Origin of the sequence: Leptospira bandrabouensis (genome assembly GCF_004770905.1) — a bacterium.
Taxonomy (GTDB): Bacteria; Spirochaetota; Leptospiria; order Leptospirales; family Leptospiraceae; genus Leptospira_A; species Leptospira_A bandrabouensis.
The window spans coordinates 52,486-66,796 of sequence record NZ_RQHT01000014.1 but is presented as its reverse complement, the minus strand read 5'-3'; the positions used below and the strand labels follow the sequence as shown (position 1 = coordinate 66,796).

At 38.6% G+C, this 14,311-nt stretch carries 10 protein-coding genes; 8 read left to right on the top strand and 2 right to left on the bottom strand.

What is annotated here, in order from left to right:
- Positions 1-13: 13 nt before the first annotated feature.
- From EHR07_RS07440 to EHR07_RS07410, 7 genes are read left to right on the top strand one after another with little or no spacing between them, the layout of a single operon-like run.
- A complete protein-coding gene (locus EHR07_RS07440) occupies positions 14-1,384 on the top strand; it encodes a hypothetical protein (RefSeq protein WP_135744515.1) in 1,371 nt (456 codons plus the stop codon).
- Complete coding sequence (locus EHR07_RS07435) at positions 1,381-2,535, top strand: S1 RNA-binding domain-containing protein (protein WP_135744514.1); 1,155 nt, start codon at positions 1,381-1,383, stop codon at positions 2,533-2,535. Before EHR07_RS07440 ends, EHR07_RS07435 begins: the two co-directional genes overlap by 4 nt.
- Positions 2,536-2,543: 8 nt before the next feature.
- Positions 2,544-3,011 carry a tRNA (cytidine(34)-2'-O)-methyltransferase gene (locus EHR07_RS07430; RefSeq protein WP_135744513.1) on the top strand — a complete coding sequence of 156 codons (468 nt, stop codon included), beginning with the start codon at positions 2,544-2,546 and terminating at the stop codon, positions 3,009-3,011.
- A 48-nt stretch (positions 3,012-3,059) separates the two neighbouring features.
- A complete protein-coding gene (locus EHR07_RS07425) occupies positions 3,060-3,728 on the top strand; it encodes an ATP-binding protein (protein WP_135744512.1) in 669 nt (222 codons plus the stop codon).
- A 6-nt stretch (positions 3,729-3,734) separates the two neighbouring features.
- Entirely contained in the window at positions 3,735-5,729 is a 1,995-nt protein-coding gene (uvrB, locus tag EHR07_RS07420; protein ID WP_135744511.1) for an excinuclease ABC subunit UvrB, read from the top strand.
- A gap of 58 nt (positions 5,730-5,787) precedes the next feature.
- Positions 5,788-8,115: an endopeptidase La gene (gene lon, locus EHR07_RS07415; RefSeq protein ID WP_238752919.1), complete on the top strand. Its 2,328-nt coding sequence runs from the start codon at positions 5,788-5,790 to the stop codon at positions 8,113-8,115.
- Positions 8,112-10,598, top strand: coding sequence for a transglycosylase domain-containing protein (locus tag EHR07_RS07410; RefSeq protein WP_135744509.1), 2,487 nt, complete (start codon positions 8,112-8,114; stop codon positions 10,596-10,598). The genes lon and EHR07_RS07410 overlap by 4 nt, the downstream gene beginning before the upstream one ends.
- Here EHR07_RS07410 and EHR07_RS07405 read toward each other — a convergent pair.
- A complete protein-coding gene (locus tag EHR07_RS07405; protein WP_135744508.1) occupies positions 10,555-11,979 on the bottom strand; it encodes an ABC transporter substrate-binding protein in 1,425 nt (474 codons plus the stop codon). The genes EHR07_RS07410 and EHR07_RS07405 overlap by 44 nt on opposite strands.
- A gap of 2 nt (positions 11,980-11,981) precedes the next feature.
- Here EHR07_RS07405 and EHR07_RS07400 point away from each other — a divergent pair, with 2 nt between their 5' ends.
- The gene (locus EHR07_RS07400; RefSeq protein ID WP_135744507.1) at positions 11,982-13,868 is read left to right on the top strand and encodes an ABC transporter ATP-binding protein; all 1,887 of its coding nucleotides are present in this window, start codon (positions 11,982-11,984) and stop codon (positions 13,866-13,868) included.
- Between the two features lie 8 nt (positions 13,869-13,876).
- On the opposite strand, the gene EHR07_RS07395 is transcribed toward EHR07_RS07400, so the two are convergent.
- Complete coding sequence (locus EHR07_RS07395) at positions 13,877-14,287, bottom strand: zinc ribbon domain-containing protein (protein ID WP_135744506.1); 411 nt, start codon at positions 14,285-14,287, stop codon at positions 13,877-13,879.
- Positions 14,288-14,311 lie beyond the last annotated feature (24 nt).

Here is a 14,311-nt window from a genome sequence, read left to right as displayed (position 1 = left end):
TAAGACCGCTAGCATGAAAAACCGCAGGCTTCTATTCCTCTCCTTATTTTTATCGGCTTTTGCCCCTACGATACTTTTGTCTCAAAATTTGAAAATGAAATCAGTCCGAATTTGGGATAGTGAAAAATCCAATTTTGGCGGATTTGTCGATCTAGAGGTGGTCCAAGGCAAAATCATTTCCCTAAAGGCTTCAGCTCCCATTGTACAAACAAAATACTTATTGCCTGGATTTTGTGATGCTTCTGTCACTTTAGGTTCCAACGCACGGGGCGGAAAGACAGGGCGCGAGGAGATTTCCACTTATCTTTCCGGGTTTTTAGCGGCAGGATTTAGCCACATTGAGTCAGTCGGGGATCCAAATGCATCCAACTTACAAACCGAAATTTCCAAATCGAAGTGGTTGTCTCCTATCATCACCCAATCCCAAAAACCGGCTTTGTATCCAGAACTTGCTTTGAGGAAAGAAACTCTTTACCAATCAGGGCTTTCCGGATCCCCAGATTCGAAAAGGAACCGTCACCTCCCTATCTTTTTAAAAGAAGTGGAAAACCGGGGATTTTCTCAAACGGAACTTTTTGCCAAACGCAGAGAAGGAGAGGAAAGAGGGTATCTTCCTGTTGCTTATACCTTTGCGGATAAAACCAGCTGGGAGGATGCATTGGATACCGGTTTTGCGGTGATTTTCCATCCCATGCCAGAGGGAACCAATTTATACCGAGCTCAAAAACGGGACTTCCGTTGGGCCCCTATGTTGTCTATTATGTATCTCCAGGAATTAAAATCGAATCCAGAACTGGGAAAGGAAGAAGTCCAAATTTGGTCTCGTCTCCATTCAGTTTTTGGATCGCGTTGGAAGGACTCCCTTTCTTGGGAAGGCGATGAGGAAAGTTCAGAAAAAATTTCCTTTTCTCAATACAAGTCTACTTTCCAGGCAGAGGCCGAAGTGGGGAAAAATTTACTTTTTGCCAGCGGGGCAGGGCATTGGGGACTTTTCCCTGGACAAGCTGCCATTGTGGAAATCCGACTTTGGGAGACCCTTTTGGCTAAACCAGAGGAAAGGAAGGCCGAGTTTGTGAATGGGCAACCTGGGTTTTGGGCCTCCCTTTTCGGCAGTTTTTCCCCAAGTATTCTTTCCACAAATAGAGATCCGGAATCTGTATCACAAATCCGCAGGGAAATCATCCAAACCTTGACCCTTCGCACTTGTTCCTATATGGGCGCAGACCACGAGGGGAAAATCCGGGTGGGTGGACCTGCTCATTTCTCCATTCACGACGAAAATCCTCTGAAACGTGCTTCCGGAATATTTCCAATTGAATCCATGGTATTAGGAGGAAAATTGGTTTATACCCCAAAACCCACCAAGGAAGGAACCGCAAAATGAAAGGCCCATCCTCAGAATTTGAACGTTTATTAGAAGAAAGTTTTAAAAAAAGACAATCCATTGAACCTGGCTCTCGCCATGAAGCTAAAGTAACAGCTGTTAAAAATGATTATGTGTTCATTCGAACCATAGAAAATAAAATTACAGGAAATATCTCAGTCGAAGAATGGAGAGAAGAAGTTTTGCCTAAGGTTGGCGATTCACTTGTTGTTTATTTTTTAAAAGAGAACTCAGGCGATTTTTATTTTACCACTTGTCTCTCTGGAGACAACCTAACAGAAGAAAATATGGAGATGGCAGCTCAATATGAAATTCCTGTACTTGGCCAAATGCTTGTGGAAGCAAGTGGCGGATGGGATGTCAAACTGGGAAGTCATCAAGCATTTGTACCTTTCAGCCAATTAGATGTTTCCTTAAAAGGAAAAAATATCGCAGGCAAACGTATCAAATTTGTGATTTCTGAAATTGGGAAAAAACAAAATAAAATTGTTTTGTCTCAGAAAAAAATTGCTGATAAAGAAAGAGAAGCCAAAAAACAACTGTTACGTGATGAACTAAAAGCAGGTATGTTTGTGTCTTGCACAGTAAAAAGTATCCATAAATTTGGACTGATTGTGGATATGGACGGGTTTGATGCCTTGGTTCCTCAATCAGAAGCCACTTACAAAAAAAATGCTGATCTCACTACCGAGTTCCGTGTGGGAGAAACTTTGCGTGCCAAAATTCTTACGCTCGATTGGGCTACGAACAAAATCTCTCTCAGTGTAAAAGACTTTTTATCAGATCCTTGGTCCGGGAAACTTCCTTTTAAAGAATCTGATATTGTAACAGGAACTTTAGAGTCGATCAAACCTTTTGGCCTCTTTGTTCGGTTAGGTGATGATTTTTCTGGACTTGTTCCAAACAAAGAAACTGGCGTTCCGTCTCGCACTCCACTGAATACTGTTTTTAATCCTGGCCAAAAGTTAGAAGTGTTTGTAATGGAGATCAATCCAGAAAAAAGACAAATAGCTTTGTCAATTTCTAAGGCGGCAGAGGCCAAAGACCGGATGGAATACCAAGAGTATATGTCCAAAGAGGAAACAACAGGTGCCGTTTCTAGTTTTGGTCTTGCCCTTCAAAAATCTTTGGAAAAAAAGAATAAAAAGTAATTCACGAATTGGAGATCGCGCTTTTTAAACCAGAGATTCCACCTAACACCGGTAATATAGCAAGGCTTTGTGTGAATGCCGGTGTTCCCCTATCCATTGTGGGGGAACCCTCTTTTGACCTTTCGGAAAAGGCAGTCAGGCGTGCAGGACTTGACTATTGGAAAGATCTGGATTTACGTCGGTTTGCAGATTTTGAAGAATTCCGAACTCAAAAGGAAGCGGAAGGGAGTCGAATTTTCCTAGTATCCAAATTTGGGACCAAAGTGTACTGGGATGTAACTTTCCAAAAGACTGACGTTTTTTTGTTTGGCCGTGAAACCTCAGGACTTCCGGAAGAAATCCACAAGTCTTGCCCTCCAGAACATATTATATCCTTACCTATGGCAGAGGTGAGTCGATCGATCAATCTTTCCAATGCCGTTGCCATTGTACTTTATGAAGCACTGCGCCAAGAGAAAACACGGACTAATCCTTAAAGGATAAAACAATTTACAACTCTTCCGTTCCCCTTGAAATGGGAATATATGCCGTTCCCTCTCTCCAGAACTGAGTTAGAGAAAGAAGTGAAAACTTTGTTCTCCAATGGCCTCTCGGGGAATGTGAACGATTTCTATTCTTGGGTGTTTATGGAAACCCAAAGGAAATTTAAGGACAATCCAAATACAACTTTGGAAACCATGACCTCAGTCCTGGATGACTTTATCAAAGACGGAATCATCACCACAAACCCCTTGGACCCCAGGGAATATTTGTTGGCTGAATCTTCTCCTATCATTCGCAAGATGGGTACTTCCGAACAGTTTGTAATCCTTGGTGCACTACCTTACAATCCCATGCAATATGTTCGAGCTAGGCTTGATTATTTTCTAAAACGAAATGGGATCATTGAAGACCTACGTATGGATCTTTGTATAGCCACTGTTGAGGCTGTTGAGAATGCCGCAAAGTATGGTGATGGTGGAGGAGTGGAAGTTATATTTCAAATTGACAAACACAAAAACTTTACCATTGAAATGATCAATACAGTAAAAGATTTTAATCTAGAAGACGATATTCAAAGGGGCAAGTTTTCTTCCACAGCAACACTCATGCGTGGTATGATGGTTATGCAAAAACTTTTCGATTCGGTTGATTTAGAAATTAGCGACAATCGAAAACAAGCTATACTCAAAGCAACTCGTAAACTAACATAGGTTCCTATGGCAAATTTCAAAATGGTTTCTCCTTTTAAGGCTGCCGGAGACCAGGTCAAAGCAATTGAAGATATTGCAAAGTCCTTCGGTGAGGGTAAAAATAAAATTACCCTAGTCGGTGTAACAGGTTCTGGTAAAACCTTTACGATGGCAGAGGTCATCACTCGTGTCAAAAAACCAACTCTGATTTTGTCACATAACAAAACTCTTGCCGCCCAGCTCTTTCGTGAGTTTAAAGAATTTTTCCCTGAAAATGCTGTAGAGTATTTTGTCTCTTATTACGACTACTACCAACCAGAAGCCTATGTGCCTTCCTCTGATACATTTATAGAGAAAGATATGTCGATGAACGAAGAGATCGACAAACTTAGGTTACGTGCAACTTCCAGTTTGTTAGAACGAGATGATGTGATCATTGTAAGTTCTGTATCTTGTATTTATGGTTTGGGTTCTCCCGAAGATTATATGAATTCGGTGGTAATGTTACGCATCGGAGATAAAATTGATAGGGACCAAATCATTCGAAAATTTCTCCATATCCAATATGCAAGAAACGATATAGACTTTAGCCGTGGTAATTTCCGTGTACGTGGGGATACCATTGAAATTATGCCTTCTTACCAAGAAGAAGGGATTCGGATTGAACTATTTGGAGATGAAATTGATGGACTTTCCAAAATTGATCCACTCACCGGAAAGGTAAAAATGAAACTAGACCGAGTGGTGGTTTATCCTGCTAAACACTTTATCACTTCTGGTCCCAAAATTAAAGACGCTATCGAAAAAATTAAAACTGAGATGGCGGAACAAAAGGAAAAATTCCTAAAACAAGGAAAACATATCGAAGCAGAACGTATTGAATCCAGAACCAATTATGATATGGAGATGCTTGTGGAACTGGGATATTGTAGTGGGATCGAAAACTACTCTCGCCACCTAACGGGTAGACAGGAAGGCGAAAGGCCCGCATGTTTACTTGATTATTTTCCTAATATGGATTTTTTACTCATCATAGATGAATCCCATGTGACCCTTCCACAAATTGGTGGGATGTATGCGGGGGATAGATCCAGAAAACAGACGTTAGTTGATTTTGGTTTCCGTCTTCCTAGTGCTCTTGATAACCGTCCACTGAATTTTGAGGAATTTGAAACCTTAACTCCGATGACTTTGTATGTTTCAGCCACTCCGGACCAAAAAGAAATTGATAAAAGTGAAGCGGTCATTGAACAAATCATTCGACCGACGGGCCTACTGGATCCAGTTGTGGAAGTTCGTCCCACCACAAACCAAATTGAAGATCTGTTAAACGAAATCCGACTTCGTATTGAAAAAAAAGAACGTATTCTTATCACCACACTGACCAAAAAAATGTCGGAGGATTTAACTGACTATTATAAGGAAGTGGGATTAAAAATTGCTTACCTACATTCGGAAATTGATACCATCGAACGAACAGAGATTATCAGGGATTTGCGTAAGGGTGTTTATGATTGTATCGTGGGAATTAACTTACTCCGAGAAGGATTGGATATTCCGGAAGTTTCCCTTGTTGCCATTTTAGATGCTGACAAAGAAGGTTTTTTACGAAATTATAAATCCCTGATCCAGACCATTGGACGTGCCGCAAGGAACGTAAATGGGAAGGCCATTTTGTATGCAGACCGAATGACTGATTCCATGAAAAAAGCAATCAGTGAAACGGAACGCCGTCGTCTAATCCAGGAAGCACATAATACGGCCATGGGGATCACTCCTCAGAGTATCATTAAAGAAATTCATGATATCCTCCCACGGGAAATGGCGGAAGAGGATAGCAAAGAAGAAGCACTCAAGGAAATGGAAAAAGAATTTACCTTGAAGAAATATAAAACCAAAGACAAGTTACGCGATGCTTTAAAAAGAGAAATGTTGCGTTATGCTTCGGATTTGGATTTTGAAAAAGCGGCCATGTTTCGAGATAAGATGTTAGCACTCGGGCCCGATAAAATAGAGTCATAAGGTAGGATTTTGATTGGAAACAAATGAATTTTGGGAAAACTCAACAAAACTGGCGAGAATGGAAGACTCTCTTCCTAAACAAATTTTTCTTCTCCCCATTAAGGTAAGACCAGTATTTCCAGGAATCATCACACCTTTAATTGTTCCACCCGGTAGATTCATTCAATCCATTGAAGAGTCATCCAAAGGAGCTGGGTTTTTGGGACTTATCCTTTTAAAAGAAGATGAGTCTGACCTTCCTTCGGAAGATAATATATTCCAAATCGGTGTGGTGGCTCGAATTTTGAAAAAAATCAATCTACCCGATGGTGGAATGAATATTTTAGTAAATACCATTCAAAGATTTAAAATCAATTCCATTCATACAAAAGAGCCCGCATTGATAGCTAATGTAAGTTATCCGGAAGAGGAGTTGGGTACTAGTAAAAATAATATCAAGGCTCTGATGAGAACCTTACTTATTTTGACCAAAGAACTCGCGCAAAACAATCCTCTGTTTACGGAAGATATGAAACTGACTATGATGAATGTGAATGAACCAGCAAAAATGGCTGATTTTGTTTGTTCGATTCTAAACTTAGAAAAAGAAGAATACCAATCTGTCATTGAAGCGATTCAGATCAACGATCGTTTAGAAAAGGTTTTATTATTCTTAAAAAAAGAAATAGAGTTGGTAGTTCTCCAGAAAAAAATCCAAGAACAAATTAACGACAAAATAGATAACCAACAACGCCAATTTTTTCTCAGAGAACAGCTAAAGGCCATCCAACAAGAGTTAGGGGTCGGAGAAGATAAAACCGAAATCAAATACGACAAACTTTTGGAGCGATTGAAGGCCATCCCGGTGGCTGAAGAAATTATCGTAGAAATAGAAAGGGAAATTGATAAGTTTAAAAATTCAGATCCTATCTCCAGTGATTATAATGTCATTCGAAATTATTTAGATTTGGTAGATGCACTTCCTTGGGAAAAACCTGCCGAAAAAGATGTAAATCTACTTCATGCCAAAAAAATTCTCAATCGGGATCATCACAAATTAGAAGATGTGAAAGAAAGAATTTTAGAATTTTTAGCAGTACATAAATTAAATCCAAAAAGTAAAGGATCGATTCTTTGTTTGGTGGGCCCACCTGGTGTGGGTAAAACTTCCATTGCTAAGTCAGTGGCAGAAGCTTTGGGTCGTAAATTTTATCGTTTTTCTGTGGGTGGAGTCAGAGATGAGGCTGAAATCAAAGGACATAGGCGAACTTATATTGGTGCCATGCCTGGTAAACTGATCAGCGCATTAAAAATTACAAAAGAAAGAGACACTGTGATTCTTTTAGATGAAATTGATAAGATGTCGCAAGGATACCAAGGAGATCCACAAGCAGCCTTACTCGAAGTTTTAGATCCTGAACAAAATTCCAATTTTAGAGATCATTATTTAGATTTGCCGTTTGATTTATCTGATGTACTTTTCATAGCAACTGCAAACACATTTGAACCAATTCCTCGAGTTTTACTCGATCGTATGGAAGTCATTCAACTTTCTGGATATATCACAGAAGAAAAGGTACAAATATTCCAAAAATATCTTTGGAAAAAAATCTTTGAAAAAAATGGATTAAATCCTGATTCCTTTTCCATGAAAAAGGAAACAGTATCGGTCCTTATCAATTCTTATTCTAGAGAATCGGGATTACGTGGACTTGAAAAAACTTTCGATAAATTAGTTCGTAAAATTGCCTTAAAACAAGTGTTAAAGGATAAGTATTCCAAAGAAATTCGAGAAAAAGATTTAGTAGAATACTTAGGTCCCCCTCCTTTTGTGGATGATCGAATGACCATCCCAAAAGTCCCTGGAACGGCTCTGGGACTTGCATGGACTAATGCAGGAGGTTCAACACTCCTGATCGAAGCAGTCCTCATCCCAGGTAAAGGTGGACTGACACTTACCGGTCAGATGGGAAAAATGATGGAAGAGTCGGCAAACATAGCATTATCGTTTGTTAAAAATTATGTGAACAATGATAGTTTATTTGAGAAAAAAGCGATTCACTTACATGTCCCAGATGGTGCCACTCCCAAAGATGGGCCTAGTGCTGGGATTACAATGGCTACTGCACTTTTATCACTTGTAACAGATCGTGTGATTGCTCCTGGTTTTGGTATGACCGGAGAACTTACGTTAACTGGTGAAGTGCTTGCTATTGGCGGATTACGAGAAAAAATCGTGGCTGCAAAACGTGTGGGTGTAAAAAAAATCATTTTCCCTAAAGATAACGAAAAGGCATTCCAAGAAATTCCTGATTATGTAAAGAGGGGTGTAACTTTTTATCCTGTGACTCGTTTTGAAGAAGTGGAAGAGTTGGTCTTTCCGAAATCCAAAGGTAAAAAGAGATGAACCATCAATCCAATTCTTTTGTTCTCATCTTGGAAGTATTATACGGTCACTTAAAAGATCTAGTTCGCTTTTTTTGGGTTAGGCGAGTCCGTTTTTTGACTTTAGGGTTTATTTTTGGTGTTTTTTTATCTTTTTTCTTTTTGGGTGGGGCGTATGTGGTTTGGTCAGGCGAAGAAGCTCGTGTCCATAAATCGCTAGAAAAATATAGATCCGAAGTTTCTAACTTTTATGATAGTTTTCAACCGAAGTCAGTTAAGATTTTGGACCGCAGTGGAAAAGTTATGGGAGAGTTTTATAGGAGAAACTTCAGGCCCATTCGAACAGACAATTTAGGAAAACATAATGTCCTTGTTTGGGCCGTTCTTTCTTCTGAGGATCGGGAATTTTTTTCCCACTCTGGATTAAACTATACGGCCATTGGTCGTGCTGTAGTGACAAATCTAATCCAATTTCGATTGTCCCAAGGTGGATCTACCATCTCACAACAGTTAGCAAAACTAACTTTAAACTTAGGAAAACGTAATTTATTTAATAAACTAACTGAACTTTATTGCACTTTTTATATCGAGAGCCAATATTCTAAGGAAGAAATTTTGGCCATGTATTTAAACCAAATATTTTTGGGGGAAGGAAATACTGGTGTTGAAGAAGCTGCTAGATATTATTTTCGAAAACCGGCTTCAGAACTAAGTCCAGAAGAAGCAGCCTTACTTGTGGGAATTATCCCCGCTCCTAGTGTATACAATCCTGTTCGCAACTTAGGAATCGCACTTTCCAGACAAAAACGTGTGTTATACGATATGGCAAGGAATCCTGAGCTTCATCCCTCGCAAAAAGAGATTCCTCATAAGTTCTCAGATTCCATTGAACTTAATTTAAAAAAGTTTAGAACCATCTATAAAGTCAAGGAAACCAAAGACGAAGAAGGAAATCCGAAATATTCGAGTGAAATTGGAAAATATGGTGCAGACAAAGATTTTCGAGTTAACTTGGCTCCAGATTTTAATTCGGAAATCAGAAGATTTATATTAGAGCGATTTTCTAATGAAGATTTAGAAGAACGAGGTTTACTTGTATATACAACTTTAGATTTGGAAAAACAAAGATTTGCTGAAGAAGCTTTACGTGTTGGTGTTGATTCAGTAAGAGCAGATCTCACCAAACAAGAATCAGATTATCAAAGTAAAGGAAAAGCTGATTTAGCAGAAGTAACAAGGGCGATTTTACCACAACTAAGTGGATCAATGATTTCTCTTGATCCTGAAACAGGAGATATTGAAGCATTAGTTGGTGGATATAAAATCTCAAATGTTTTTCGATTCAATCGTGCAGAAGAAGCAAGAAGGCAACCTGGTTCCACGATCAAAGCTCTTGTTTATGCATTAGCCTTTGAAAAAAGAATCGTAAACCCTTCCTCAAAAATCAAAGACGAAAAATTAGACATCTCTGGTTATTCACCGAAGAACTGGTATAAGGGCTATAAAGGTGAGATAACAGTTAGACAAGCACTCGCACAATCTGTGAATACAGTCTCCGTAAAATTATTACATGAAATTGGGATTTCGTATTTTATCCAAAAGCTAAGTGCCATTCTTTCCATCCCTGAAGAAGAAGCAGAAGCTAGGTTTCAAAGAAATTTATCGTTAGCACTTGGTTCTGGGGAACTGAGTCCTATGGAACTTTCTGTGGTGTATGCAACTCTTATGAATGGGGGAAGGCGAGTCACGCCTAGAAAAATTTTAAAAATTACAGATTTAGATGGGAACGAGTTTTATAGCACAGTTCCTAATGAGGCCGCAGAACAAATATTAGATCCTGTTGCTTGTGCTATGGCTATCAATACTTTACAATCTGTCCTTACAGAGGAAGGAACAATGACTTTAAAGCGAAAAGAGGGAGAACCTTTTTTATACGCTGGAAAAACAGGAACTGTTCAATCTCCCAAACTTAAATCCTCAAGATGGAAAGGATTAAAAGGAGTTCGTGATGTATGGTTTGCTGGACTTACTCCTAGAAATGTAACCGTTGTTTGGGTGGGGCATGATGAAGGAGCACCTTTCCCTGGTTCAGGATCTGGGGTTTCTGGTGGGATTTGGTACCGTTATACACAAAACGTAAAATCAAAACTCGGAATGGGAAATCAGTTGATTTCTAATTTTGTAGGGGATTTTGTAAAGGTGGATGTTTGTGCTGATGATGGTACTATCATTGAACCAAATCCAGATTACGTCTGTAAGGTGCCTTTGTATGCGCAGTACTATTATATTGGAGATTTACCGCCGAAAAGAGCTGGTTTTGTAAAACAAGAGCCTGTAAATCAAAATGTTAATCTCAAACCAGAAGAGGTTGAGGATGATGATTCAGAAATTTCTACTTATGATGTGCAAGGAAGTCGAATTCGGCCAACTGCTGTGGATTCGGTAGAATTGGAACCTCCCGTTATAGAAAATCGACGAGTGCGGTATAACGAAGAAAATCCTTAGATACTAAATAGTTTTCCTGGATGGACCAAAGAAAAATCCAAGGTTTGTCTTCGCGAATTCTTTCAATAACTTGAAGGGCATCCTTATCATTTTTAAAAGGTTGGTCCAGAATTTTACCTACCTCCGCATTTTTATAGAAAGAGCGGTTCCCTCCATTACCAACTTTGTTCGGATGAAAGAGTGGATCTAAAAAATTCCAAACCGAATCAAAATCGGAATACCAAGTGAGTAATGTAAGGTCTCCTTTGCCTTCTCCATTTTCTTTATATAAGGGAGCTTTCTCAATTGGTTTGATTTGGATCTTTAGTCCTATTTCCTCTAATGCCTGTTTGATGGCTCTCCCTTTTGCTTGGTTTTCATCATCACCTCGCATTCTAAATTCTAATTTTGTCGTTTTCAGTTTTGAAAAACAAGTGGATCTTTTTAGTTCCTCTATCGCCAGTTTTGGATCATAAGTTTCTTTTGGGATAACTTGAAACTTTGATATTCCTTCCATGTAGGTAAAAGGAACAGGTCCATAAGTGAAATCTGCATGGTTTTCTAATAATTTCTGAATGATCATTTCGCGGGGGATTGCTAAATTGAGCGCTTTACGAAAATGAATATCAAAACATGGATTGTTTTGGTTGATTGCCACATACTGAACAGACCTTCCTCTTTTTGTCAGAGTGAATTCAGAATTAGCTTCGGGTAAGGAAAGTAGAAAGTCTGTAAGTTTGAATGCATCTAATTGGTGTTTTTTGTATAAAAATAAAGAAGTGGAGGATTGTGGTAAAATTAAAAATCGAATTTTTTTAGGAAACTCAAGATCTGTTTTGCTTTGTAACTCTAAGTCTAAAAATTCATTTTTTTTCCAAGTGCTGAGTTTGTATTTTCCGTAAGACTTTAAAATTCCCTTTTTCCATTCCTCTTTTCCAATGATGGAAGCAAAAGGCAAACTGAGTTTTTCTTTCCACTCTGTTTCTTTGGTACCTGGTTTGAATTCTAAATCGATTTGGTTTTCTTTAAACAAACGAACAGAAATTAAGAATTGGTAATCCCCTTTTCTCGGATAGGATTCAAAAATTAAACGGGATAAACTGTATTCGATATCGGAAAGACTCGGTGCATGGGAATGCAGTTGGAAGCGCCAGACTTCATTTTTTGCGTGTGGAAGTTTTTTGTAAGAAAGAATCCATGGAGAAAGAAAACCATTTTTCTCTCGAGTAAATAATCCTTGGTGGAGGAACTTTGCTAATTTTTGACCTGACAAATCAGTCAGGAAAAGGGGATCCAAATGTGCCGGATCAGAGGGAAGAGCAATTTTTAAGTCAAAATGGGGAGTTTCCTTTTGGCAAAAAGTGAGGGACAAGAGAAAGAAAACAAGGGATAAGGTTCTCATACGTGAAGATTTACCGAAAACTCTGGCCATACTTGGCAAAATACAAATACAGACTCAGTATTGGTATATTTCTGTCTATATTTGTTTCTATATTTAATGGGGCCTCCCTCACGTCTCTGATTCCTATTTTTGATTCCTTGGGTACTGGTGAAAATTACAAGTTCCAAATTGCTCTTACCAAAAAAGACCAAACCTTGCTTTCAGAATACAACAAACCAAACCAACTCGAGGGACTCAAATACTGGGAATGGCAATTTGCCAATCTCAAACAAAAAACAAACGAAGAACTGGCAGATAAAAAACCGGATGATCTTGTATATCTATTTTGTTTAATCATCCTTCCTATTTACTTTTTGAAACTCCTATGTCTTGCGGGAACAGTTTACTTTGTCAATTCAGCAGGTCTACTTGCTGTCAGTGATCTTAGACAAGCTCTCTATAAAAAACTGCAAGTATTACCATTAAATGAGTTCTATCGTGAAAAGACTGGTGTACTTATGAGTCGGGTGATCAATGACGTGGATATTGTTGGAAAAGTCGTTTCCAATGACTTAAAAGATGCGATCAATGATTTCTTTTATATAGTCACTCATTTGATCATCTTACTTGTATTAAGTTGGAAATTGTTTTTTTTATTATTTATTGTAATTCCGCTGATTGTGGGACCTGTCAGTACATTCGCTGATCGAATCAGACGAACCACAAAAAACCAACAAGAACAGCTATCTGAGTTGAATGGGGATCTTCAGGAAGTAATTTCTGGAATTCGAGTGATCCGAGCATTTTCAATGGAAGATAAAGAAGCCGACCGATTTTTTAAAGTAAACCAAAACCTTTCAGATAAAACTTTTAAAACACATTTTTACCACCAGATAGGTCCCGCCTTGACAGAGTTATCTGGTTCCGTTGTGACTATGGTTTTTTTAGGAATAGGGGCTTACTTATTAGAAGATGCAAGTTTTTCAAAAGGGATGTTCATTGCTTTTTTTCTAACCTTGATTTTTTTGATGCGCCCGTTAAAACAGATGAGTATTCTTGTGAATTTAATCCAAGCTTCTGTCATTGCAAGTGATCGTGTATTCGAAATTTTGGGAAGAGATGTTGATATTAAGGAACCGGAAGTCCCAAATTCTTTAGGTCCACTTTCTAAGTCCATTGAGTATAAAAACGTTTCTTATTTATATCCTAATACAGATATTTATGCACTGAAGAATATCAATCTTAGTTTGCCCCGTGGCGGAACCATTGCGATTGTTGGTTCTTCTGGAGCAGGTAAATCAACGTTAGTTGATCTTTTGCCAAGATTAATCGATCCCAGTGAAGGTGGGATTTTTTGGGATGGTGTAAACGCAAAAGATATCAGTTTAGATAATTTACGCCAACGTATCGGTGTGGTTTCGCAAAATATCTTTTTATTTAACGGTTCGATTCGTGAAAATATTGCTTTCGGAAAACCGGACGCATCTGAGGAAGAAGTGAGAAGAGCAGCCGAAGATGCCTTCGCCTCTGAGTTTATAGAAGCCTTTGAAGAAGGGTATGATACCATTGTCGGAGAACGTGGAGTGATGTTGTCGGGTGGTCAAAGACAAAGGATTTCTATTGCAAGGACTTTACTTGCCAACCCAGAAGTATTGATTTTGGATGAGGCAACTTCTGCTTTAGATACAGAATCGGAGCGCCTGATTCAACAAGCATTTGTTAGGTTGTATGAAAACAAAACGGTTATCATCATTGCTCACCGTTTATCTACGGTCAAAATTGCAGACACAATTTATTATTTAGAAAACGGTGAAATCGTAGAAAGTGGAAGTCATACTGATTTATTAAAAAACCAAAACTCTAAATACAAACGTTTGTATGATATGCAGTTTTCAGGTTCTAATAAATGATAACTTTTTTAAGCTAAACGACTTGTTCCACAATTAGGACAGAATTTTGCACCGGGAACGGCAACAAACGAACCGCAGTTAGCACAAGTCCAATTTTCGTTGATTTTGGGAGTGGGGAGAGTTGCCACATTTGCCTTTTTTTCTTTAAGTTCTGCTTCTAAAGAATCCAAAGCTTCAATATAAGGAAGGGATTGGGTTTGGAATTCTTCCTCTGTCAATTTGCCCGAATCAAAGTCGGAACGAATGTCTTTCAGTGAATCTAACAAATTGTTTTTCTTTTCTGTAAGAGGTTTTAGATAAGCTCCTTCATCTTTACCAAAGGGTGATTCATCCAGTCGGAATCTGTAATAAAAGACTAAAAAAGGCGCAACCAGAATGATTCCAAATAGCAAACAATACAGATATAAGAGAAAATCCATACGTTCAGAATTTGGACTTTTTAT

Excerpts from the sequence above, each read along its gene's own strand:
- EHR07_RS07440 (WP_135744515.1), top strand. The coding sequence starts at position 14 with ATGAAAAACCGCAGGCTTCTATTCCTCTCCTTATTTTTATCGGCTTTT.
- EHR07_RS07435 (WP_135744514.1), top strand. The coding sequence starts at position 1,381 with ATGAAAGGCCCATCCTCAGAATTTGAACGTTTATTAGAAGAAAGTTTT.
- EHR07_RS07425 (WP_135744512.1), top strand. The coding sequence starts at position 3,060 with ATGCCGTTCCCTCTCTCCAGAACTGAGTTAGAGAAAGAAGTGAAAACT.
- uvrB (WP_135744511.1), top strand. The coding sequence starts at position 3,735 with ATGGCAAATTTCAAAATGGTTTCTCCTTTTAAGGCTGCCGGAGACCAG.
- lon (WP_238752919.1), top strand. The coding sequence starts at position 5,788 with ATGGAAGACTCTCTTCCTAAACAAATTTTTCTTCTCCCCATTAAGGTA.
- EHR07_RS07410 (WP_135744509.1), top strand. The coding sequence starts at position 8,112 with ATGAACCATCAATCCAATTCTTTTGTTCTCATCTTGGAAGTATTATAC.
- EHR07_RS07405 (WP_135744508.1), bottom strand. The coding sequence starts at position 11,979 with ATGAGAACCTTATCCCTTGTTTTCTTTCTCTTGTCCCTCACTTTTTGC.
- EHR07_RS07395 (WP_135744506.1), bottom strand. The coding sequence starts at position 14,287 with ATGGATTTTCTCTTATATCTGTATTGTTTGCTATTTGGAATCATTCTG.